Annotated in this window: 24 protein-coding genes and 1 tRNA gene; 5 read left to right on the top strand and 20 right to left on the bottom strand. The window is 42.1% G+C overall.

Annotated features, from left to right (window positions below; genetic code table 11):
* The first annotated feature begins 42 nt into the window (after positions 1–42).
* Positions 43–113: transfer RNA gene (locus AC0DBE_RS02835), tRNA-Gln, on the top strand.
* Between the two features lie 66 nt (positions 114–179).
* Here the strand turns inward: AC0DBE_RS02835 and mgsR are convergent.
* Positions 180–557, bottom strand: coding sequence for a transcriptional regulator MgsR (gene mgsR, locus AC0DBE_RS02830; protein ID WP_003226302.1), 378 nt, complete (start codon positions 555–557; stop codon positions 180–182).
* Between the two features lie 233 nt (positions 558–790).
* On the opposite strand from mgsR, the gene AC0DBE_RS02825 reads away from it, so the two are divergent.
* Positions 791–1,036 carry a DUF2626 domain-containing protein gene (locus AC0DBE_RS02825; RefSeq protein WP_003226300.1) on the top strand — a complete coding sequence of 82 codons (246 nt, stop codon included), beginning with the start codon at positions 791–793 and terminating at the stop codon, positions 1,034–1,036.
* Positions 1,037–1,075: 39 nt separating this feature from the next.
* Here AC0DBE_RS02825 and AC0DBE_RS02820 read toward each other — a convergent pair whose 3' ends face one another.
* A complete protein-coding gene (locus AC0DBE_RS02820; RefSeq protein ID WP_072566547.1) occupies positions 1,076–1,711 on the bottom strand; it encodes an MBL fold metallo-hydrolase in 636 nt (211 codons plus the stop codon).
* A 156-nt stretch (positions 1,712–1,867) separates the two neighbouring features.
* Here AC0DBE_RS02820 and AC0DBE_RS02815 point away from each other — a divergent pair, with 156 nt between their 5' ends.
* Entirely contained in the window at positions 1,868–2,041 is a 174-nt protein-coding gene (locus AC0DBE_RS02815; RefSeq protein ID WP_014114408.1) for a DUF2759 domain-containing protein, read from the top strand.
* Positions 2,042–2,072: 31 nt separating this feature from the next.
* On the opposite strand, the gene AC0DBE_RS02810 is transcribed toward AC0DBE_RS02815, so the two are convergent.
* The 12 genes from AC0DBE_RS02810 to AC0DBE_RS02755 form a co-directional block, all read right to left on the bottom strand.
* A complete protein-coding gene (locus AC0DBE_RS02810) occupies positions 2,073–2,387 on the bottom strand; it encodes an MTH1187 family thiamine-binding protein (RefSeq protein WP_010334936.1) in 315 nt (104 codons plus the stop codon).
* A gap of 2 nt (positions 2,388–2,389) precedes the next feature.
* The gene (locus AC0DBE_RS02805) at positions 2,390–3,445 is read right to left on the bottom strand and encodes a YqgU-like beta propeller domain-containing protein (RefSeq protein ID WP_472960998.1); all 1,056 of its coding nucleotides are present in this window, start codon (positions 3,443–3,445) and stop codon (positions 2,390–2,392) included.
* A 66-nt stretch (positions 3,446–3,511) separates the two neighbouring features.
* A complete protein-coding gene (locus tag AC0DBE_RS02800; RefSeq protein WP_472961342.1) occupies positions 3,512–4,642 on the bottom strand; it encodes a M14 family metallopeptidase in 1,131 nt (376 codons plus the stop codon).
* 81 nt (positions 4,643–4,723) lie between these two features.
* Complete coding sequence (locus AC0DBE_RS02795; RefSeq protein ID WP_014114411.1) at positions 4,724–6,640, bottom strand: LTA synthase family protein; 1,917 nt, start codon at positions 6,638–6,640, stop codon at positions 4,724–4,726.
* A gap of 115 nt (positions 6,641–6,755) precedes the next feature.
* The gene (glcK, locus tag AC0DBE_RS02790) at positions 6,756–7,721 is read right to left on the bottom strand and encodes a glucose kinase GlcK (RefSeq protein ID WP_061186871.1); all 966 of its coding nucleotides are present in this window, start codon (positions 7,719–7,721) and stop codon (positions 6,756–6,758) included.
* A 17-nt stretch (positions 7,722–7,738) separates the two neighbouring features.
* Positions 7,739–7,948, bottom strand: coding sequence for a YqgQ family protein (locus tag AC0DBE_RS02785; protein WP_061186870.1), 210 nt, complete (start codon positions 7,946–7,948; stop codon positions 7,739–7,741).
* A 108-nt stretch (positions 7,949–8,056) separates the two neighbouring features.
* Positions 8,057–9,580 (bottom strand): rhomboid protease YqgP, encoded by a 1,524-nt coding sequence (gene yqgP / locus AC0DBE_RS02780; protein ID WP_087986876.1) that lies wholly within the window; start codon positions 9,578–9,580, stop codon positions 8,057–8,059.
* A gap of 88 nt (positions 9,581–9,668) precedes the next feature.
* The gene (locus tag AC0DBE_RS02775) at positions 9,669–9,842 is read right to left on the bottom strand and encodes a hypothetical protein (RefSeq protein ID WP_003226278.1); all 174 of its coding nucleotides are present in this window, start codon (positions 9,840–9,842) and stop codon (positions 9,669–9,671) included.
* Positions 9,843–9,908: 66 nt separating this feature from the next.
* Entirely contained in the window at positions 9,909–10,472 is a 564-nt protein-coding gene (locus AC0DBE_RS02770) for a 5-formyltetrahydrofolate cyclo-ligase (protein WP_014114417.1), read from the bottom strand.
* 84 nt (positions 10,473–10,556) lie between these two features.
* Entirely contained in the window at positions 10,557–10,706 is a 150-nt protein-coding gene (gene rpmG / locus AC0DBE_RS02765) for a 50S ribosomal protein L33 (RefSeq protein WP_003153056.1), read from the bottom strand.
* 83 nt (positions 10,707–10,789) lie between these two features.
* Positions 10,790–11,869: a glycosyltransferase family 4 protein gene (locus AC0DBE_RS02760; RefSeq protein ID WP_079287967.1), complete on the bottom strand. Its 1,080-nt coding sequence runs from the start codon at positions 11,867–11,869 to the stop codon at positions 10,790–10,792.
* Positions 11,866–12,336: a hypothetical protein gene (locus AC0DBE_RS02755; protein WP_072181766.1), complete on the bottom strand. Its 471-nt coding sequence runs from the start codon at positions 12,334–12,336 to the stop codon at positions 11,866–11,868. The genes AC0DBE_RS02760 and AC0DBE_RS02755 overlap by 4 nt, the downstream gene beginning before the upstream one ends.
* Positions 12,337–12,515: 179 nt before the next feature.
* Between AC0DBE_RS02755 and AC0DBE_RS02750 the strand changes: the two genes are divergently transcribed.
* Positions 12,516–12,869 carry a hypothetical protein gene (locus tag AC0DBE_RS02750; RefSeq protein WP_003226272.1) on the top strand — a complete coding sequence of 118 codons (354 nt, stop codon included), beginning with the start codon at positions 12,516–12,518 and terminating at the stop codon, positions 12,867–12,869.
* On the top strand, positions 12,866–13,330 hold the full coding sequence (locus AC0DBE_RS02745) for an endolytic transglycosylase MltG (protein ID WP_014114420.1): 465 nt from the start codon (positions 12,866–12,868) through the stop codon (positions 13,328–13,330). Before AC0DBE_RS02750 ends, AC0DBE_RS02745 begins: the two co-directional genes overlap by 4 nt.
* Before the next feature lie 29 nt (positions 13,331–13,359).
* Here the strand turns inward: AC0DBE_RS02745 and pstB (AC0DBE_RS02740) are convergent, their stop codons facing one another.
* The 6 genes from pstB (AC0DBE_RS02740) to pbpA form a co-directional block, all read right to left on the bottom strand.
* Positions 13,360–14,142: a phosphate ABC transporter ATP-binding protein PstB gene (gene pstB, locus AC0DBE_RS02740; protein ID WP_061186865.1), complete on the bottom strand. Its 783-nt coding sequence runs from the start codon at positions 14,140–14,142 to the stop codon at positions 13,360–13,362.
* 10 nt (positions 14,143–14,152) lie between these two features.
* Complete coding sequence (pstB, locus tag AC0DBE_RS02735) at positions 14,153–14,962, bottom strand: phosphate ABC transporter ATP-binding protein PstB (RefSeq protein ID WP_041521005.1); 810 nt, start codon at positions 14,960–14,962, stop codon at positions 14,153–14,155.
* A gap of 21 nt (positions 14,963–14,983) precedes the next feature.
* Entirely contained in the window at positions 14,984–15,868 is an 885-nt protein-coding gene (pstA, locus tag AC0DBE_RS02730; RefSeq protein WP_014114423.1) for a phosphate ABC transporter permease PstA, read from the bottom strand.
* Positions 15,868–16,797, bottom strand: a complete 930-nt coding sequence (gene pstC, locus AC0DBE_RS02725) for a phosphate ABC transporter permease subunit PstC (protein WP_013308020.1) — start codon at positions 16,795–16,797, stop codon at positions 15,868–15,870. Before pstC ends, pstA begins: the two co-directional genes overlap by 1 nt.
* A 68-nt stretch (positions 16,798–16,865) precedes the next feature.
* Positions 16,866–17,768 carry a phosphate ABC transporter substrate-binding protein gene (locus AC0DBE_RS02720; RefSeq protein WP_014114424.1) on the bottom strand — a complete coding sequence of 301 codons (903 nt, stop codon included), beginning with the start codon at positions 17,766–17,768 and terminating at the stop codon, positions 16,866–16,868.
* A 154-nt stretch (positions 17,769–17,922) separates the two neighbouring features.
* Positions 17,923–20,073 (bottom strand): penicillin-binding protein 2A, encoded by a 2,151-nt coding sequence (gene pbpA / locus AC0DBE_RS02715; RefSeq protein ID WP_472960991.1) that lies wholly within the window; start codon positions 20,071–20,073, stop codon positions 17,923–17,925.
* Positions 20,074–20,108: the final 35 nt, after the last annotated feature.

Below are 20,108 nucleotides of genomic sequence, written 5' to 3'. Positions count from 1 at the left end.
GTATAACATGTCTGCCTCTACACATACTATGTTTACATTCAATGGGCTATAGCCAAGCGGTAAGGCAATGGACTTTGACTCCGTGATCGTTGGTTCGAATCCAGCTAGCCCAGTTTCTGAACAGGTGAAAAACCGAAGATAAGCTGATTCGTATAAATCAGCGGATCTTCGGTTTTTCATCATGCAGATTGATGAACTGTTTTCTTCTTCGATAACTTCAACAGTTCTCCCGGATTATAACCAATCACCAGCTTTTTGTTGTCCACAAGAATCGGACGTCGCAAAAGCTTCGGCTTCTCGATTAAAAGTTCCAGCACCTCATTTACCGTCATCTCTTCAATGTTCAGATTTAAATTTTTGAAGGTCTGGCTTCTTGTCGCTAAAATTTCATCAATTCCTTCTGTCGTTAATGATAAAATGTACCTTAATTCTTCCACTGTCGGGGTTTCTCTGAATAAGTGCCGTTCGTTAAATTCAATTTGATGCGCTTTAAGCCAATGTTTTGTTTTTCGGCATGACGTGCAGCTTGGATATGAGTAAAAAATTAATTGTTCCATTCGTTTTTTTCCTCCTCAGTTAACCATCTCTTTGTAGAATAACTACCCGGATCATTTTTTATTTAAACCATTTACAGAACTTTTTTTCGGATTATTTTTTAAAAACCATTCATATAATAGAAAACGCAATCAAAGGAACAAATTCCATTTGTATATCAATAATGAAAATGTTTACATTTATAGGTGTGATCTATTATAATAGCAATCAGAGGGACTCTCGGGAGGGGATAAAAATGAATCGCATGTTCCGGGTGTTAGGATTTTGGACGGGAATTTTTGCAGTCATGTTTTATTTGGGTGATATGAAAGATGCTTCCCTTTTATTTTTTGGACAGACGATCTTATTTGTATTTCTATCGTATTTGAACTTAACTGAACGCATGTATATTTATATTTTTGGGGCTTATTTAACGATTTTCTTCGCCGGCTTTACATATTACTCGATTTTTATTATGGTGCCCGGCGGCGGAGGCCATTAAATGCAAAAAGAGACAAACCTTCTCGGTTTGTCTCTTTTTTTACAATGAAAACCCATTTAAAAACGGATTTTGATCCTGCTCTGTCTGCACGTCTGTTTCAGGGCCATGGCCGCTTAACACCAGCGTGTGCTCCGGCAGCGTTAGCAGTTTTTCATGAATGGACGTCAGCAGCGTCTCTTGATCGCCGCCTATTAAATCAGTACGCCCTATGCCGCCTTGAAACAGGACATCACCGGAGATCACCAAGTCTGCATCCTTCACGTAGTAAGAAACACTGCCTGGCGAATGTCCCGGCGTAAATAATGTTTCTAAATGAAACGGTCCGATATTCAGCTCACCGTCTCCTTCAATCAGATGATCTGCAGGCTTAGCTGTGATTTCTATCCCTCGCAGCATGCCGGAGCCGTTTAAAGAGGCATCCGTAAGCCAATTCTTTTCATTCTGATGCAAGTAAACAGGGATATCCCATTTTTCTCTCACTTCATCAAGTGCCCCTATATGGTCAAAATGGGCATGTGTAAGCAAAATGGCTAAAGGCGTCAACCCTTTTTCTTTTATGTATTGATTGATTTTATTTCCTTCGCCGCCCGGATCAAAAATCAGGCATTGATCATCATTGATGAGAAAATATGCGTTCGCTTGAATCGGCCCTACTGGCATTCGTCTCCATTTCACTTATATCACCTCTTTCTTTTTTATGTTCCTATTATGAGGGTTTTTGAAAAAAGATTCAATCAATCGCAATGAAAACGCTATCGACAAACCTATAAAAAACAGGTAGAATAAAAATGGAAAGAATTGCAGGTTTTTCAATGTAAAGGGGGCTGCGTAATGTTACTTGTCGTGATTTTCGGCCTTGTCGCTCTTTTCGCTTTATGGGGAGTCTTGCGTTCTGTTAAAAATAGAAATATACTTGGATTTTTATTGGCCGGAGCCACCTTATTTGTCTTTGGCTGGTTTACCGTGATGACCGTGATAAACAGCGGCTATCCAACTGCACATTAAAACCTGTATCCGATCGGATACAGGTTTATTTTTATTGCTGTAAATGTTTATTGACACTTTCAATTTTGCTTTCAAGCGTCGTTTTTTTGTCACGCCTGTCATCGATGCGGATGTTCGTTGCCACTCTGTGCAGCCCTTTTTGAAACGGCGCTTCGTGAATAGCCTGAATGACTGTGAAAAGGTCACTGAGTTCTCCCTCGATCAGCGTATTCATCGGTGTCAGCTGGTATTTGATTTTCCCTTCAGCTTTATACCCTTCTAAAATCTTTTGCACATCGGCCACGTAAGCACTTACACTAGGTGTTTCCGTACCAATTGGGATAATGGTTACATCTGCGATAGCCATCGTTATTCCATCTCCTTTTGATCAATGATGAGTTGCTTCATTTCATGTGATTTCAATAAAATGATCTGCTCAAAATGAAAGCCGTATAACGCATATTCCCCGTTCGGAGATATTTGAATCGGCTCCATTTCCGGCAGAGAGAAAAGGTCTTTTGCCTTTCCCGATGCCACATTGACAGCTGCGAGCTTATATGCATCGCCGCTTTCTCTAAACGTATAAAACAGGCCTTTTGCTTCATCATAGTCATACTCCATTGGAGCCAAACTTGTATATTTCGTTTGGAGCGGCCATTCCGCTGTAACTGGCGATTTTGTTTGCGGCGTTTTAAACTGATACGTCCCTTTTTCTCTGGAAGCTGGTTTGACAGTAAAACTCATTTGATGAAAAGAATCAAAGAAGAGAACGTCATCCTCGAGCTTCTGTTCCGCTTTGGAGACTGTATCGAATGTATATAAAGGCCCTGACTTATCGTCTCTTCCCTCTTTTATATAATCAAATGTGTTTTTGGATGTCCAATGAATAAACGGAACCTGTATTGGACATAAGGAAGTCTCATCTTTTTTAGCATCCACCTGATATGTATGGAAATCCCAGTTTTCAGTGAATACCGTGACCATCATTTGATAAGGATCATATTGATTCCAAGCAGCCTCTAGTTCATACGTTTCGTAATCTTTTTGGTAAAGCGTCTCTCCTTTTGCATTAAGCAAAACAACTGCCGTCTTTTGGCTGTGTGTGATTTGCAGCAAAATCATCTGCTTCCTCGGATTAATTTGAACATCAACGATTTGACCATCCGTTTGATAGAGCTTTTTCGCTTTGCCGGTAAAGATGCGGTACGCAAAAAGCTCCGTTTTCGTCGGATCAGACGCGGTATATAAAATTGTACTGTTATTAAGCCATCCTTCCATTCCATCCGCTTTTTCCGCGGAAAGCGGTATGATGTCTTTTTCCTCATCTTTTGCCGCCGCTGCCTGTTTTTGCTGCTGATGAGATGGTTCGCATGCCGATAAACAAAACAGCAATGCCGACAACAGAATGAAACAAACTGATCTCATCAGCCTTCCCCCCGATCATCTTTATTGTCTCATATTTACTTCGGCAGAAAAAAGAAAAAGTTTCAGTTACTCATGAAAAAATAACGCCCTCCACAAAATGCCGTTTGTGGCGTTATAAATATGTGAAAACTGCTGAAACGGCAAAGGATTTTGGCCTTTTCCAAGTTCCACCGTATATCCTTCTTTAAAATAATGGTGAATAAACCAATCGCGAAATCCCGCATAGCTGTCTATATCCCGTATTCCTTTATAAATGTTCCCGCTTAACTTCTCAAAATCCTTTATGACAGCAGCAGATTCTTCAGGCTCAAGGCCTTTATAGCCCCAATAAATTTCTTCCCCCTGAGTATGGAGAGCCAGCAGTCTGTTAGGCGGATTCTCCGTTATCAGCCGGTACATCGCGATGGATTCCGGCTCCGTGAGTGGAGAGATTCCCGGAAAATCGCGGTAGCTGGGTGCTGTAGGTTTGCGGTATTTTTCAATTTCCCATAGTGACGGAAATTGTTTATTTAAATCGACTCCGTTTATGTTTGCCTTCCATTCATTAAAATTCGGACGATGATCATTTAGCCTTTCAAGCTCATCTTTCCTGGCTCCCATGCCTTCTGGTCCGTTCAAGACAAGATCAACGCCATCCGGATTAACAAGAGGTACGAGAGACAAGGATGTGCTGCTGAACAGCTTCATGGGAGAAAAGCCAAAAAAAGGCGAGTTGCAGCATAATGATATACAGTATTCCTTAAACCATTTCAGCAGGACAGACGTTGTGATCCACTCATTCGCATGAAATGAGGCGTTCATATGAACCTTTTTTGCGGCATGCCCCCCGCCAGTTTTTAGCTCCCAGATTGGCCTGCCGAGTACAGAACGGCCGATTTCCCGGCATGAGACAAACGGAAACACATCAATGATCTTCTTTATTTCCTTTTCAACAGCTGAAGCATCATAGATTTTTTCTTGCTCCACCCAGTTATCAGAAAGGTCCAGCTGCCGAGGCTGTAAAAAGCTCTTTATGTCCTGAATGGTTTGAAGCTCTTTATCGTTATACTCTTCTATAAGATAACCAGGACAATACAATTGATGTTTCTGTGCGGATCGATTTGAACTTCTAAGCAATTCCTCGTCTATCTTCAGTTCTCTCGCCACTCTGGCCAAATTGTGCTTGATCTCAGGTTTCACCGTAATAAACGCCATCATCATCCTCCTTTTTTGTTACTATATGACAGCGTATTAAAAAAAAGAAAGCCTCCCGCCACTTTGATGCGGGAGACATTGTGATTACGATGCCTGATCAAGCATTTGTTCTTCTTTTCGTTTTGACGAATTGTCCAGCCTTTTTTGATCATAAAATCGTAACAAATCCCCATAAATGATTTCATCAGAAAGTGATAGCTCCTGTTTTGCTTTATCAGCAAATGCTTCACATTGTTTTGCCTCTTTTAGCGGCTTTCCTGTCTCTTTGTCATAACAAGCACCATCTGTATAAACAACCTGATCCGTAATAAAGCTCCCGTCCCGTAGTACCGTAAAGTCCAGTTTTTCATCTGAAAGCAGATCGTTTCCGAATTGAATGTGATCTTTCGTATCAATTCCTAAAAGATTCATCAGCGTCGGCCTGATATCAATCTGCCCGCCTACTGTTTCAATGGTTTGCGGCTTTTTATCGGTAATACCGGGAATATGAATGACAAGCGGCACCTTTTGGAGCTGCACTTCTTCAAATGGTGTAATCTCTTTCCCTAAAAATTGCCCCATCGCTTCATTATGGTTTTCCGATATCCCATAATGGTCACCGTATAATACGATAATAGAGTTGTCGTATAACCCGTCTTCTTTCAGCTTTTCGATAAACCGTTTCAACGCCTCATCCTGATAGCGCACTGTCGGGAAATATTTATTTAGCGTCTGGCTGCTTGAATCATATTCATCAATCAATTGATCCTCTTCATCTAGATCAAACGGGAAGTGGTTCGTCAGTGTGATCAGCCTCGAGTAAAACGGCTGAGGCAAATTTTTCATCAGCTCTGAAGACTGCTCAAAAAATTCTTTATCCTTCAGCCCCCAGCCGACAGAATTTTTGTCAGTTACGTCATACGAGTTAATATCAAAAAACGAATCATATCCAAATGAGTCGTACATTAAATCACGATTCCAAAAGCTTTTATTATTCGCGTGAAGCACCGCTGAATAATAGCCGCTGTTTTTCAAAATCTCAGGTGCGGCCATGTATTGATTGCCCGCATTTGTAAAAAACACAGCACCTCGTCCAAGCGGATACAGTGAATTGTCCACGATGAATTCTGAATCCGATGTTTTCCCCTGGCCGGTTTGGTGGTAAACATTATTGAAGTTGTAGCTCTGTTTTATAAAATCATTCAGAAAAGGCGTGATTTCTTCACCATTCATCTTTTCATTAATCACAAAGCTTTGCGTCGACTCTAAGGATACGAGAATGACGTTTCTTCCTTTTGCAGCACCGAATAAGCTTTTGTTGGCATCTTTCGCATTAGCGGTTACGTAGTTTTCAATTTCCGTCAGGCTGTTGCTGTCAGCCAAGGCCCTTTGTGCGGACTGTTTTGACTGAAGAACACCGTCGTAAATATGAAAATTAAACAGGCTGATGTTTTTAACAAGCATTTCCCTGTCAAATGAGCGTGTCAATAGCTGAGGTCTTTCCGCTTCAGACAGGCCTAAATTGAAGAAATAAACAGAAGCAACAAACAGAAAATATGCCGCCCGTTCATTTTTCGTGGAAGGAATGTCCGATTGAAAAGCTTTTTGCCGGATGTGAAGCCATATTAAAACCGCAATATCTACAGCCAATAGGAGGTCTGTCGGCTCAAGAAGTGTTCCGATGCTGCTTCCGAGATCACCCATATTGCTCGTTTGAAAAAGGACAGGGATCGTTAAGAAATCATTGTAAAATCGGTAAAAAACCATATTAGCCAGCAATACAAACGTAACAAGACAGCTCATCGCGATAATGTAGCGATTTCTGCTTTTGCCTTTTAAAAACAGGCTGAAGCCAAAGATGAGCAGCAAAAAGCTCAATGGGTTGATAAACAAAATAAATTCCTGCGTTAGATTGTCGATTTTAATATGAAAACTGGTTTTGTAAACAGCATACGTTTTCAGCCACATCAATAAAATGGCAATCAGCATAAATGAAATCTTCGAAAAAAACGTTTTTCGCATTTCAACCTCCTATGCAGCACGCTCAAAAAATCAGTCTATTCCCAACATTCTCATTAACACATCAAATTAAATCTTAACCTGAACATAACGAAAAATCAATTTCATTTACACAATTTTAACAATTTTGGTGTTTCAGCCATTCATTTTTAGCGATCCAAGCGCCTCCGATAACGCCGGCATCATTTCCAAGTGCTGCGATTGAAATATCAGCCGCTTCGGCTGCCCGCGGAAACGCACATTTGCGGAATGTTTTCTCGACTTTGGATCTCAGCAGTTCTCCGGCTCTTGAAACACCGCCGCCAAGAACGATTTTTGATGGATTAAGCGAGCTTGCCAAATTTCCCAGCACCACACCAAGATGCTTGGTCACATAATCAACCACTTCAAGGGCAATTTCGTCATTTTCACCCGCCGCTTCAAATACATCCCGCGCTGACAATTGTTCAGTTGCTTTTAAACGTGTCGTCTGCTTAGCTTTTGCAATTTTCTCTTTTGCAATTCTTACAATTCCGGTTGCCGACGCAATCGTTTCGATACAGCCCGTTTTGCCGCAGTTGCAAGGCGCCCCGCCTTCAGGAATGCTACAAATATGGCCGATTTCCCCGCCGGCGCCATTTATGCCATGTACAATTTCACCATTTGCAATGATGCCGCCGCCAACTCCTGTGCCAAGCGTCACGAGAATGACGTCTTTCGCGCCATCACCCGCTCCCTTCCACATTTCCCCGAGCGCAGCAATATTTGCGTCATTTTCTATAACAGCCGGGATTCCGGTTTCTGTCTCGAGATGGTTTTTTAAAGCATAGTTTTTCCACCCCAGATTTACCGTTTCATAAACGACTCCTGCCGCCATATCTACAGGGCCTGGTGCGCCCATTCCGATGTATTTGATGATATGCTTCGGTTTTTGGAGTTCATCCAGCTTACTGTCGATTGTTTTTGCAATTGTAACGGTAATGGTGTCGCCGCTTTTATCAGTCGGGACTTCCCACTTATGCTGAATTTCACCATATTGATTAATAAAAGCGAGTTTAATTGTCGTTCCTCCCAGATCAATGCCCGCAAACCATATTTCGTCCATTTTTATCACCTTAGCCTTTACATCAATCTCTTCCGTTTTTTTGTTTGTTCCAATTCTTTTCGAAGGACCGCTGCCGCTTTGGCCCACTGCTCCTTCTCGATCATGTGATTCATGTATAATTCCTTTAATTCGTCTAGCATAAACTCAATTTCAAGCTCTCTGTCCCCAAAGTAAACAATGTGGCCAAACGTTTTTAAAAGCTGCTGCACATCATAAAATGTATTCATTTTCCTCACCATTCTTGATCTTAACTATCATAAGCGTATTCATATGGAAGCGGCCAGTCAAGAAGAAAACGCTGACAAAAAAGCCAGCCTCCTTACCATCTTCCATTACTAAGATTCTTTATTATTTTCAATTTGCTGCTGCAGCTCCTTGTAGCGCTGCTCCTTCGGCTTCAGTTTTACAGCCGACCTGATGGCCTTTTCTGCTTGAGCAAGCTCATTTTTTTCCGCATACAATAAGGCTAAATTGTAATATGATGCATGGTCTTTAGGTTCTTTTTTCACTGCTCGTTCCAAAAGGGAAACCGCCTGATCATATTCGCCGATTTGAATATCAGAAACAGCTAGAATTTTCAAAAGATCGGCAGAGGCATCTTTTTGCTCTGCTTCTCCGTTCAGCAATTCTGTTACTTCTTCATACTTTCCTTCCTGATACAGCTCATTTGCCTGCTGAATCAGCGCTGACTCCTGGTGTGAAGGCGAATGCAATCCGTAATATAAAAATCCGGCCGCCAAAGCAATCAGCAAAACCGCTGATAACAATCTTTTTCCTAAGGCTCCGCCTTTGGGCAACCCCAGTGCTGCAGCAGCGAAAAAGCCGCCAATCAAGCCGCCAATATGTCCCGAATTGTCTATATTCGAAACCGCAAAACCAAAGCCAAGGTTGATGATAATGATGACAATAATATTGGTTCCAATAGTTCTTAAAAACATTTTCCGATTTGACAAAGCTACATACAGCAATGCGCCTAAGCATCCGAATATGGCTCCTGAAGCGCCCGCTGAAGGATAGGGACTGAACACAAAGCTCGCGATTGAACCTGTAATGCCAGCCGCCAAATAAATCAGCAGAAATCTGCCCGATCCGTACATCCGTTCAACCGCTGTACCAACTGACCATAAAGCAAGCGTATTAAAGGCTAAATGCGTTATGCCGATATGAAGCACAATCGGAGTCAGAAGCCGCCACCATTCTCCGGCTGCAATCAGACTGTTTTCCTTTGCTCCAAAAGCGACCAGTGTCTCCGTATTTGTGCTGCCCCCGTTTATTTCAAGCAAGAAAAACATTAAGACCTGAAACGCGATGAATAAATATGTAAAGATTGGTTTTCCGTTTTGAAAAACCGCCGCTTCATTTTTTCTCTTTTCTTCTTGTTTCAATACGAGCGAAAGGAAGCGTTCTCTCGCCATTTGCACGTCTTCAAATGAATTACGGGCTTCTGTGCATTCTTCTGCAGGAAATGATGGAAAAACAGCTTGAAGATCATCATGAAGCATCGTTCCCCTCACGACCGCCGGCTCAACTGACACAGTTCCGTTCTCAAAGGGCTTTTCGGCAATCTCTTCCCAGTCATCAACAGGGGCTTCCGCTGAAAAAAATACATTCAGCAGCTTCATCTTGCGTCTGCCAAGTTGCTTTCTGACTCGTTCTACCCGCTCAGCCTGCTCTTCGATATCTCTTTCCATTTCTTGACGGAAATCAAGGTCATGCTTATAAAGGCGAACCAGATCATGAGAGGACTTGTCCGGTGCTTCCAGCCATATTTCATCTGACTCACCGGCTTGTATGACTCCATACCCGCTTTTCACTAGGTGCGCCGCGATTTTCCAATATGTATACTCCAGCAAATACATGTTTACCGCTCCAATGGTTTTTTCTCATTATAACAGCTGGCGCTCCGAACGCCTACTGAAAGCAAAAAATCCCGTTTTTCACGGGATTTTAGAAAGCTTGCTGTATAAATTTATTACGGATAAACGGAATTCTTAAAAAGAAATGGATAAAAGACCGCCTGATTCCCGGCTGGCTGAGTACGGTATTCATAAGACGGTAGCGATTTTGATAAAACATGACGGCAGAAACAGCGAAAATGGCATAAATCATAATTTTTTTCATTATATCCCTCCTGCCAATAGGGTTTGTCATTCTTTCTTATTTATTCTTAAATAAGGAGCAGGAAAGTTATGAAAAACAAGAAATGATCTGATCCTCTGTTATCAGCTTATGTACTGGGATGTCATGCGGCTGACGGGGAACGTGCGCAAACAACTGGCACTCCAAAAGCAAAGAGACTGTCTTCCCTTTATAATCGCTTAAAAAACGGTCATAATAACCGCCGCCAAAACCGATCCTAAACCCGTCAGTATCAAAACAAACACCCGGAACGACTATCAAGTCAATTTGCGAGGGTTTCACTTCTTTTGTTTTTTCAATCATCGGCTCAAGAAGTCCGGCGTAAACGGTTTCGAGCTGATCATCGGTCTGATATGTGCGGAATTGCATTTTCTTCGTACCAGGGTCGCATTTTGGAATACAAACTTGCTTTCCTTCTTTCCAAGCCTGCTCAATAACTGGACGCGTCGGTATTTCCAGCCCTCTGGAGATGGTGACGGCAATGGTGCTGGCATTTTGCCACCCCGGCAGTGAAAACAAATGCTTGTACATACGTGCTGTTTTTTGAATAAGATCTTCACTTGATACAGCAGATAGTGCTTCCATCGTCTTTTTTCTTAATTGTGATTTCATCTCTCATCCCCCTCGGAATAGAAAAAAAGCCAGAACCTTTTTCAAAGCTCTGGCTTTTTTCTCACACCTCAAACAGCTAGGCTGTTATTTTGTTTCACGGTGTAACGTAGATTTTTTATCACGTGGGCAATATTTTTTAAATTCAACGCGGTCTGGATTGTTGCGTTTGTTCTTTTTAGAAATATAGTTACGCTCACCACATTCAGTGCAAGCCAAAGTAATATTAACGCGCATTATTTTCCCTCCAAACTAAAATCATTTACTTATTCAGACTTATATATAATACCACTATAATGGACGGAATGCTAGGCTGTTTTTCAATGAATTGCTGAATTATTGATGATACGCTTATAAAGCTGTAAATATGATTCCGTAATGAGCCGGGGATGGTGGAGTTTGATCACCTGTTGTCTGCCGGCTTCTTTTATCCGGCGGGCTTTTTCCCGGTCTTTTAACAACCTGTCCAGTAGATCAGCCGCTTCCTGTGCGTGCATAAAATCAACGGCGATTGCCGTTTTGTCATGCAAGGCATAGTCACAAAAGCCGCCCGACTGAGAAACGGCAGTCAGCACACCTTGTTCCATGCTTTCTTGCGCGGCAAGCCCAAACGGTTCATAAAAACTAGGGAAAACAGCCATTTCACAGCGAGACAAAAATGCTCTGAGATCCCTTCTATGCAGAAACGGCAGGAACATGACATGTTCCTTCAGGTTCAATGCCGCAGCCAATTTCTCATAGGAGGACAGAGACGGCCCTTCCCCAGCCAGCACTAAATGCAGATCAGGCTGGCGCTGCCTCAAGATAGCAAACACCTTTAACAGCTGAGAAAACCCTTTTTCCGGAACAAACCTACCAAATGAAAATAGGAACCTTTTATTCATACTCCGTGGAATTTGCCCCTTATCTTCCTCCATAGATGCAGGACTCGGGATAACGGTTAGTTTTTTTCGTGCTGCCTTATCAAGAGCCCGTTTCATAAAAGTGCTTAATACAATCAGTTCATCAGCGGATTCTATAAGGAGCTGTTCGGTCTGAAGTCTGTATGGATGCGGCGCTTCTTGGCACGCCTTCTTCCTTTCGCTTTCAAGACCGTGGATTGTCGCAGCAAGCGGAAGGCCAAGCCGTTGTTTCAAATCATGAGCAGCGGGGGCTGTCATGTCGTCATGGGCATGAATCAGATCAAAGCGTTTATTGCAAGATAACACATGCTGAACGATTGTAAAGTTGGCATCCGCTATAAAATCTTCAAACTGCGCATATGAAAACAGCCGCCTATTTGGAGTACAAACTGTTATATTGATATGCGGTTTTAAATAGGAAATGAGACGGTTTAAATGGACACCGAGCCCGCTTTTCGGCTCACGGGGATGTTCGAGTGAAAGCATGAGAACGTTCATCGTTCTTTTTCTCCTCTCCCATAACACGTGTAGGCAGAAAATTGCTTCTCCCACCTGATGTGCGCGTCCTCAGTCTGAAAGCTTTTTATATCACTAATCCCATTTTCAGCAAGATAGATGTCCTCTGTACCAGCGAGCTTGAGAGAGACATTCATTGAGTTAACAATTCTATATTCAGCCCGATATACAGCATCGCCAGCCGCCTGTCCAATTGTCCATTCCCCTTTATGATACGTTGTGCGCTTTGTCCTGACAGCTTCGATGCCTTTTCTTTTGATGACAATGCGCAATTCTTTTATCATATCCTGCGGCTTTTCGAAAAGCACCGCTTCAGCCAGCTGCATTGTTTCTTCCGAGAGATCCCAGCACACGGTCAAGGTGTGAGCGTTTTGAATAATCATGTCGAATGTGTCCCTAAAAAAAGAAAGCTTATGTCGTATATTATAGGGAAATGGGTATTTATCCATGGACTTCTAACATTCTCCTTTCCTATCGGTCACTCAGTGTTCCTATTAAACCATTACCTAGAGAGGAAGCAAAGAAAGATTTCTCGACAAAATCTCGTTTTTTTCGCGAATTCCTTTAGAATCGATTGGTTTTATGGTATAAAAAAGAAGGATAAAAAAAGAATAGAAGGTGATGAAACGTGGAAATTGCTATTATTGCGTTGTTTATCGTCAGTATAGCGCTAATTGCATTCTCATATTCTCAAAGAGATCCGATGAAAGATGTTGAACAGGAGCTCGAAACACTTCAGCTTTCTGCGATGCAGGAAATTTACAAGCTCAAAAAGAAAATGACAGTGCTTGAGGAAGAATTACTGGAAACAAACCTTGTCATCCGCAAATCAAAGCATAGCGACATCAATCAAAAGATCGCTAAACAAATACTTTCTAAATATAATAACGGCATGTCCGCTGAAGCCATTGCTAAAGCTGAGCATGTATCAGTGGAAGACGTGAATACGATTATCAAAGATAACGAGAAGGTGCTCGTATGACAAAACGGGGCATTCAGGCATTTGCTGGCGGCATCATTTTAGCGACAGCCGTTCTTGCAGCTGTTTTTTATCTGACAGACGAAGATCAGGCCGCTGCTGTAAAAGAAACTAAAACAGTAACCGAACAAGACGTGAACAATTACCTTGATTCTAAAAAAATGGTTTCTGTTAACCGTGATGAATATCAAAAACTTCTCGATTCAAAAGAGAAATCCTTGAACGATGACAGCAGCTCAGACACGAAAACAGACAAAGTCAAAACATACAAGCTCACAATTAAAGACGGCATGAGCACCGCAGATGTATCTGCTATTCTTGAAAAAGAAGGTATCATTTCCTCGGCTCAAGACTTTAACGACTATGTCATTGATGCCGGCTATCACAAAGAAATCCGCGCCGGCGAGTTTAAAGTAAAATCAGACATGAGTTTCAAAAAGATCGTAAAAACGTTAACACGATAAAAAAACAGGCTGACTGTCAGCCTGTTTTTTTATCCAAACTTTCCTGTAATGTAATCAAGAGTTCTTTGATCCTGCGGGTTAGAGAACATTTTATTGGTATTGTCGCATTCAACAAGCTCGCCCATGTAGAAAAAGGCGGTTTGATCAGAAACCCGTGCTGCCTGCTGCATGTTGTGCGTGACGATGACAATGGTATATTTATTTTTCAGCTCAAGAATGAGTTCTTCAATTTTTCTCGTTGAAATTGGATCTAGAGCAGATGTCGGTTCATCCATCAGCAAAATATCAGGATTTGTCGCAAGCGCTCTGGCGATACAAAGACGCTGCTGCTGGCCGCCTGATAGCGAAAGGGCTGATGAATGCAAACGATCCTTCACCTCATCCCATAACGCCACGTCTTTTAATGACTTTTCCACAATTTCCTGAAGCTTCTTTTTATTTTTGGTGCCGTGGACTCTCGGTCCATAAGCAACATTATCAAAGATAGATTGCGGAAACGGATTCCCTTTTTGGAATACCATGCCGATATTTTTTCGTAAATCTACGATATCCACTTTACCCTTTAAAATGTTGCTGCCATTATAGTTCAGCTCACCTGCAAGTTTTACATTCGGCGTCATTTGAATCATTAAATTCAATGTTTTAATAAAGGTCGATTTCCCGCATCCTGATGGTCCGATAATCGCCATGACCTCGTTTTCATGAATGCTTAAATTGATATTTTTCAAAGCATGATGCTGTCCATACCATAAGTTCATTCCATTGACTTGATAGACTTCCTGTTTCATTACAGCTTCGGTAGCAATACTCATTGCCGCCCTCCTATCCGAATTTCCCGTTAATATAATCCTCTGTCTTTTGCTGCTTCGGACTGGTGAAAATCTGTTCAGTCTGTCCGTATTCTACAAGCTCGCCGTTTAAAAAGAATGCCGTCCGGTCAGAAACCCGCAGAGCCTGCTGCATATTGTGCGTGACGATAATAATCGAGTATTCGCTTTTTAATTCTGTAATTAATTCCTCTATTTTTGCATTTGAAATCGGATCTAGCGCTGAAGCTGGTTCATCTAGCAGTAGAACGGCCGGCTTCATCGCAAGCGTTCTCGCGATGCATAAACGCTGCTGCTGGCCTCCCGATAACGAGAGTGCAGATGAATGCAAACGATCCTTCACCTCATCCCAGAGTGCTGCTTTTGTTAAGCTTTCTTCCACAATCTCATCTAAAACAGCTTTATTCCGCTCTCCGGCATATTTCAATGCATGTGTGATATTCGCATAGATTGATTTCGGAAAGGGATTCGGTTTTTGGAAAACCATTCCGATTTCTCTTCTTAAGCTGACAACATTAATATTGCCACCCAGTATATTTAACCCTTCATAAAGGATTTCACCTTCAGCTCTTGCAGACGGAATTAAGTCATTCATTCGGTTAATGTTTCTCAAAAAAGTAGACTTTCCGCATCCTGACGGCCCAATCAAAGCGGTCACCGCGTTCTTTTCAATATCCATATTCACATGGTGAACCGCTTGTTTAGTTCCGTAAAAAATAGATAGATCTTTCACTTCGAGCACGTGGCGCTGTTTTGGAACGAAAACAGCACGCTCTGGCTTTTCTTTTACCATTTGTACAGACATGTTTTTTCGCCTCTTTCCGTTCTAATTTGCCGTAAGCTTTTTGTAGATCATCGTGCCAAGCCATCTTGCTGCGAGATTAAACACAAGAACAGAAATCACCAGCACCGCAGAACCTCCGTTGGCAATCGCTTCAGCATCCGGAATGATTCCTTGCGTATTTACGTTCCAAATGTGAACCGCAAGTGTTTCAGCTGGCCTGAAAATATTAAGCGGCGATGTTTCAGAAAACGGGTTCCACTCCGTAAAATTAAGACGTGGCGTTGTCAGACCGGCTGTAAATAATAATGCCGCTGCTTCCCCGAACACCCTTCCTGACGCTAAAATTGCTCCTGTGATGATAGAAGGAATCGCACTTGGAATTAAAACCGTTTTTACAGTATGCCAGCGTGATACACCTAAAGCGAGAGAGGCTTCCTTCAGATCTTTAGGGACCGAACGGATCGCATCTTCTGTCACACGCACCATGACAGGAAGGTTAAAAACAGTTAACGCAAGCGCCCCGCCTATGATCGTATATCCCCAGCCTGTTAAGTTGACAAACATCAATAATCCAAACATTCCAATGACAATAGACGGAAGAGACGAAAGCACCTCTATACATGTTCTGATGAAATCAGTCACTTTGTTATTAGGTGCGTACTCAGCCATGAACACTCCGCCGCCCACACCGAGCGGGATTGTAATCAGCATCGTAATAAACAAAATATAAAAGGAGTTAAACAGCTGGTCGCGTATTCCTCCTCCAGCTGCAATGGCGCTCGATTTTGTCGTAATAAAGTCGAAGCTTAGCTGAGAAACACCGTTTATAATAATATAGGAAAACAAGCCTACTAGAATTGCAGCGATAATGGCTGCGCACAAACCAAACATTCCAGTCGCCAGTTTATCTGTTATTTTGCGGTTCATTACACTTTCCTCCTAGATGACAAGTAGCGAATCAGCAAGATGAACAAGAATGACATCACCAGAAGCACAAGCCCCATTGACCACAGCGTATTGTTTTCAACGCTGCCGTATGTGGTGTGGCCCATATTCAGCGTGATGATCGTTGTCAGTGTTCCAGCAGTGTCAAACAGGCTTTCTGGCAATACTCTTGTATTTCCAATGACCATCTGAACAGCCAAAGCTTCACCAAACGCCCGTGCCATACCAAGCACAACAGCCGTCATTAATGTTGGAAAGGCTGCAGGCACTAGTACTTTTCTGATCGTCTGCCATCTAGTCGCACCTAACGCGTAAGAACCTTCTCTTAAGCTCTTCGGAAGGGAAGCCATCGCATCAGCAGAGATCGATGTGATGGTCGGCAGAATCATGATAGAAAGGACAATTGTTCCCGCCAATAAACTGTGCCCTGTCCCGCTCGATTTGAACTGGGCGATAAATGGCACCAATACTGTAAGACCTATGAATCCATAAACAACAGATGGAATGCCGACTAAAAGCTCAATTACCGGCTGCAGCACTTTCTTTCCCCAATTCGGCGCAATTTCTGTCATGAAAATCGCACCTGCAATGCCAAGCGGCGCAGCAATGAGAGCAGAAAGAATCGTTACTGCAAATGATCCAAAAATAAATGGCAGCACTCCATATTTCGGATCAGTATCTGTAGGGTTCCAATTTAGGCTCGTTAAGAATTCAATTGGGCTTACACCATTTACAAGAAAAGATTGCAGCCCCTTAACGCCGAGGAAAATAGTGATCGCAACAGATGCCGCTATCATAATAAGCGCACAAGCTGTCACAATCATTCTTCCCCGAACTTCATCCAATTGCCGATTTTGCCTTGAGCTGATCAAACGCTCGCTCACAGACATATTTTCTCTATTGTTTATCATTGTTTTACACTCCTATGAATGTGTTAAGAGGAGAAACGGTTGTCCCCGCACTCCTCTTTTTATTAAGATCAGCTTTGCTTCCCGTTGGCATCGCGTGTCACTTTCATATCAGTAACCGGAATGTAGCCTTGGTCGGTAACAATGCTTTTTTGAATGTCTTCACTCTTTAGATAATCAAGAAATTCTTTAGCTAAATCTGTTGCTTCACCTTTTGTGTAAGAATGCTGATAAGCCCAGATCGGATACTCGCCAGTTGCAACATTTTTCGCTTCAGGTTTTACGCCGTCAATTGATAGAGCCGTTACTTTGTCATCTGTTAAATATGAGAATGCAAGATATCCAATCGCTCCCGGTGTGTCAGCAATGATCTTTTTCACTGTGTTAGAAGAATCTTCAGTAATGCCTTCTGCAGGTTCTTCTCCGTCAAGCGCATATTTCACAAATGTAGCACGTGTGCCAGAAGAATCAGGACGGTTTACAAGTGTAATCTTTTGGTCTTTGCCGCCAAGCTCTTTCCAGTTTTTGATTTTGCCAGTGAAGATTTTTTTCAATTCATCTTTTGAAATATCCTTCACTCCAGCATCAGGGTTTACAGCTGCTGCCATACCAACTACTGCGACTTGATGATCGACAAGCGCTTTTGCATCGATCCCTTCTTTTTCTTCAGCAAAAACGTCTGAATTCCCGATCTGAACAGCTCCTTCAGAGACTTGAGAAAGCCCTGTTCCAGAACCGCCGGCTTGTACCTGTATATCTGCATCAGGGTTTTCTTCCATAAATTTTTCTGCTGCTGCAAGTACCAATGGCTGCATAGCCGATGAACCAGAAATGGTTAAAGAACCTGATGCCTTTCCTTCTCCTTTTGCAGAATCGCTATTCGTTTTTTCACTTTCTCCTGCATTTCCGCATGCAGCTGCGATCATCATAAAAGCAGCCATCAGAAGCATAAGCACCAATTTGTTTTTTTTCATTTCCTGAATTCCCCCTGCGTATAATGTGTAATTTGTCCTACACGTATAGAGTAAAGGTTCTGTGTAAAAAGGGTTTGAATCGAATGTTAAGCTTTTGTAAATCAGTGCGTTTTTTTGTATAAAAAAAACGCCCACATCATGTGAGCGTTTCTTTTTAGTTATCAGAAGACGTTGTGTTTTCTGCATTCTCTTCAATTTTATCTTTATTCTTTTGCTGAGTATCTTCTTTGTCCTGTTTCGATTTCAGCTCAAAGTATTTATCCAATACCTCTCTGCCGATTTCGTTCGTAATGGTATATTTAGCGCTGTAATCAACATAAGCCCAAGGTACTACTACAGAGATCGCAATCTCAGGATTATCGGCAGGCGCATATGCAACAAGTGTCGTATTATAAGCCGCTGTTCCTGATTTTGATTTATCTGGCCCATCATAGAACGACTGTGCTGTTCCTGTTTTAGCAGCTGGTTTATAAGATGCTGAGGCAAGTTGACTGGCAGCTGTCCCCTTCGTCGCCACTCGTCTAAATCCTGCTTGAACTTCTTTAATATAATCGCTTTTCATGTCGATTTTATTCAGCACTTCTGGCTGAACGGATTGCACGACAGCACCGATTCCTTTATCAGGATTAGGTTCTCTGACTTCCTTCACAAGCTGAGGCTTTAAGCGGTAACCTCCGTTTGCAATTGTTGATACGTATTGCGCCAGTTCCAACGGTGTATACGTATCGTACTGGCCGATCGCATAATCCAGCAAGAATCCTGTCAATCTGCTTGTTCCTTTATAGCCTGTCATTTCATTTGGAAGGTCAATCCCAGTTTTTACACCGAGTCCAAATTGACTGAAATAATTTCGGAATGTATCAAAAGCCGCAGTATCAATCGGTAAAGCTTGATGCGGTTTATATTCACCTTTACCTATTGCGATTGCAGTTTTAAACATAAATACGTTGGAAGATTTCTGTAATGCAGTCTGAATATCAACTGGCCCCATGTTTTCCCAAGACTTTTTCCCTTTTTTATCTTGCCCGATATACAAAGGTTCATCCTTAAAAATCGTATTCAAATTAATAGCGCCAGTTTGCAGGCCGGTCAAAACAGTTGCACCTTTAACAGCTGATCCCATGGCATAGGATGAAGTCATATTTCCTAATGCATAATCATCAAACTTGTATGTTCCATTCTCTCGTTTAATCTGCTTACCCGCCATCGTTAGCACTTCACCGTTTCTTGGATCCATCATGACAACGAAAGCACGGTCTAACAATTGAGTGCTTGCTCGTGCTTTAGCAGATTTTAGATTCTTCTCAATAATTTTTTCCACTTCTTTTTGTAAATCAATATCAATCGTAAGCACGAGATCTTTACCGGCTTTGCCTTCAGAAACCGTTTTTGTTCCCGTCACATTGCCGTTTGAATCGGTGATATTTTCAACTTTTGCTTTTTGGCCCTGCAGAAGGCTTTCGTATTGGTATTCCAGATAACTTTTTCCAACCCTGTCATTTCGGCTGTAGCCAAGCGACAGATAATGGTCGAGCAAGTTGGACGGCAATCCTTCATCAGAGCTGGAAACACTTCCGAGCACTGAGCGAAGAAGGTTTTTATACGGATATTCACGTTCCCAATCGGACGTAACATCAACACCCGGCAGTTCGTCTAAATGTTCACTCACTACTGCCATTTCTTTCGCTGATACATCTTCATTTTTGATATATTGAGGGGTCAATGCATATCCTGAATCCATCTGTCTTTTGATAGCAAGGATCTGCATGTCTTTATCCGTCAGTTCATTCAGCTGCTTATCAGTAATCCGTTTTAGCTGTAGCTGATATAAATCGTCATCGGATAATTTTTTGTCTTCAACCTGCTGTCTTTCTTTAGAGGTAACCAGCTTTTTCGCTTCTTTCGGTCTAGTCAAAATCCAATAATCTTTTTTATCCCGTTCTGTTACTTTTTTTGTGTCGACTTTAATCATTTCAGACAGCTTTTTTGCAATCTTTAAACGCTGCTCTTGCGTGGTCGATTTAGATCTGGTGTATGTGATTGCATTTAAAGCCTTATTTGTCACGATGGCATTGAAGTTTCGATCATAAATTTTCCCGCGCGGCACCGCCGAGCTGACTTCACTTTGTTCCTGCTTATTAGCTTGATTTTTGTAATCATCGCCTTGCACGATCTGCTTGATGCCCAGTTCCACAATGATCCAGGTAAATATGACAAAGGCAGCCAAGAATAAAATATTCAGCCGGATCGGAAGCGACTTCTTTTTCTCTTTATGATTTTGCTTTTTTGGTTTATTTCTCCTCATAACATCACCTTTTTCTATTTACAGAAAGAAAAGAC

Source organism: Bacillus sp. VA15 (genome assembly GCF_055721145.1).
The sequence above is the reverse complement of the archived record's forward strand: the minus strand, read 5'-3'. Positions and strand labels throughout refer to the sequence as shown.

What these genes read in the sequence shown, in the direction of transcription:
- rpmG (WP_003153056.1), bottom strand. Translation starts at nt 10,706, where the DNA reads ATGCGCGTTAATATTACTTTGGCTTGCACTGAATGTGGTGAGCGTAAC.
- AC0DBE_RS02810 (WP_010334936.1), bottom strand. Translation starts at nt 2,387, where the DNA reads ATGGCTATCGCAGATGTAACCATTATCCCAATTGGTACGGAAACACCT.
- AC0DBE_RS02770 (WP_014114417.1), bottom strand. Translation starts at nt 10,472, where the DNA reads ATGAAATCACAATTAAGAAAAAAGACGATGGAAGCACTATCTGCTGTA.
- AC0DBE_RS02720 (WP_014114424.1), bottom strand. Translation starts at nt 17,768, where the DNA reads ATGAAAAAAAACAAATTGGTGCTTATGCTTCTGATGGCTGCTTTTATG.
- AC0DBE_RS02745 (WP_014114420.1), top strand. Translation starts at nt 12,866, where the DNA reads ATGACAAAACGGGGCATTCAGGCATTTGCTGGCGGCATCATTTTAGCG.
- AC0DBE_RS02805 (WP_472960998.1), bottom strand. Translation starts at nt 3,445, where the DNA reads ATGAGATCAGTTTGTTTCATTCTGTTGTCGGCATTGCTGTTTTGTTTA.
- glcK (WP_061186871.1), bottom strand. Translation starts at nt 7,721, where the DNA reads ATGGACGAAATATGGTTTGCGGGCATTGATCTGGGAGGAACGACAATT.
- pstC (WP_013308020.1), bottom strand. Translation starts at nt 16,797, where the DNA reads ATGATAAACAATAGAGAAAATATGTCTGTGAGCGAGCGTTTGATCAGC.
- AC0DBE_RS02825 (WP_003226300.1), top strand. Translation starts at nt 791, where the DNA reads ATGAATCGCATGTTCCGGGTGTTAGGATTTTGGACGGGAATTTTTGCA.
- AC0DBE_RS02760 (WP_079287967.1), bottom strand. Translation starts at nt 11,869, where the DNA reads ATGAACGTTCTCATGCTTTCACTCGAACATCCCCGTGAGCCGAAAAGC.
- pstB (WP_041521005.1), bottom strand. Translation starts at nt 14,962, where the DNA reads ATGTCTGTACAAATGGTAAAAGAAAAGCCAGAGCGTGCTGTTTTCGTT.
- AC0DBE_RS02800 (WP_472961342.1), bottom strand. Translation starts at nt 4,642, where the DNA reads ATGATGGCGTTTATTACGGTGAAACCTGAGATCAAGCACAATTTGGCC.
- AC0DBE_RS02785 (WP_061186870.1), bottom strand. Translation starts at nt 7,948, where the DNA reads ATGAATACATTTTATGATGTGCAGCAGCTTTTAAAAACGTTTGGCCAC.
- AC0DBE_RS02775 (WP_003226278.1), bottom strand. Translation starts at nt 9,842, where the DNA reads ATGAAAAAAATTATGATTTATGCCATTTTCGCTGTTTCTGCCGTCATG.
- pbpA (WP_472960991.1), bottom strand. Translation starts at nt 20,073, where the DNA reads ATGAGGAGAAATAAACCAAAAAAGCAAAATCATAAAGAGAAAAAGAAG.
- pstA (WP_014114423.1), bottom strand. Translation starts at nt 15,868, where the DNA reads ATGAACCGCAAAATAACAGATAAACTGGCGACTGGAATGTTTGGTTTG.
- mgsR (WP_003226302.1), bottom strand. Translation starts at nt 557, where the DNA reads ATGGAACAATTAATTTTTTACTCATATCCAAGCTGCACGTCATGCCGA.
- pstB (WP_061186865.1), bottom strand. Translation starts at nt 14,142, where the DNA reads ATGAGTATTGCTACCGAAGCTGTAATGAAACAGGAAGTCTATCAAGTC.
- AC0DBE_RS02795 (WP_014114411.1), bottom strand. Translation starts at nt 6,640, where the DNA reads ATGCGAAAAACGTTTTTTTCGAAGATTTCATTTATGCTGATTGCCATT.
- AC0DBE_RS02815 (WP_014114408.1), top strand. Translation starts at nt 1,868, where the DNA reads ATGTTACTTGTCGTGATTTTCGGCCTTGTCGCTCTTTTCGCTTTATGG.
- yqgP (WP_087986876.1), bottom strand. Translation starts at nt 9,580, where the DNA reads ATGTATTTGCTGGAGTATACATATTGGAAAATCGCGGCGCACCTAGTG.
- AC0DBE_RS02755 (WP_072181766.1), bottom strand. Translation starts at nt 12,336, where the DNA reads ATGGATAAATACCCATTTCCCTATAATATACGACATAAGCTTTCTTTT.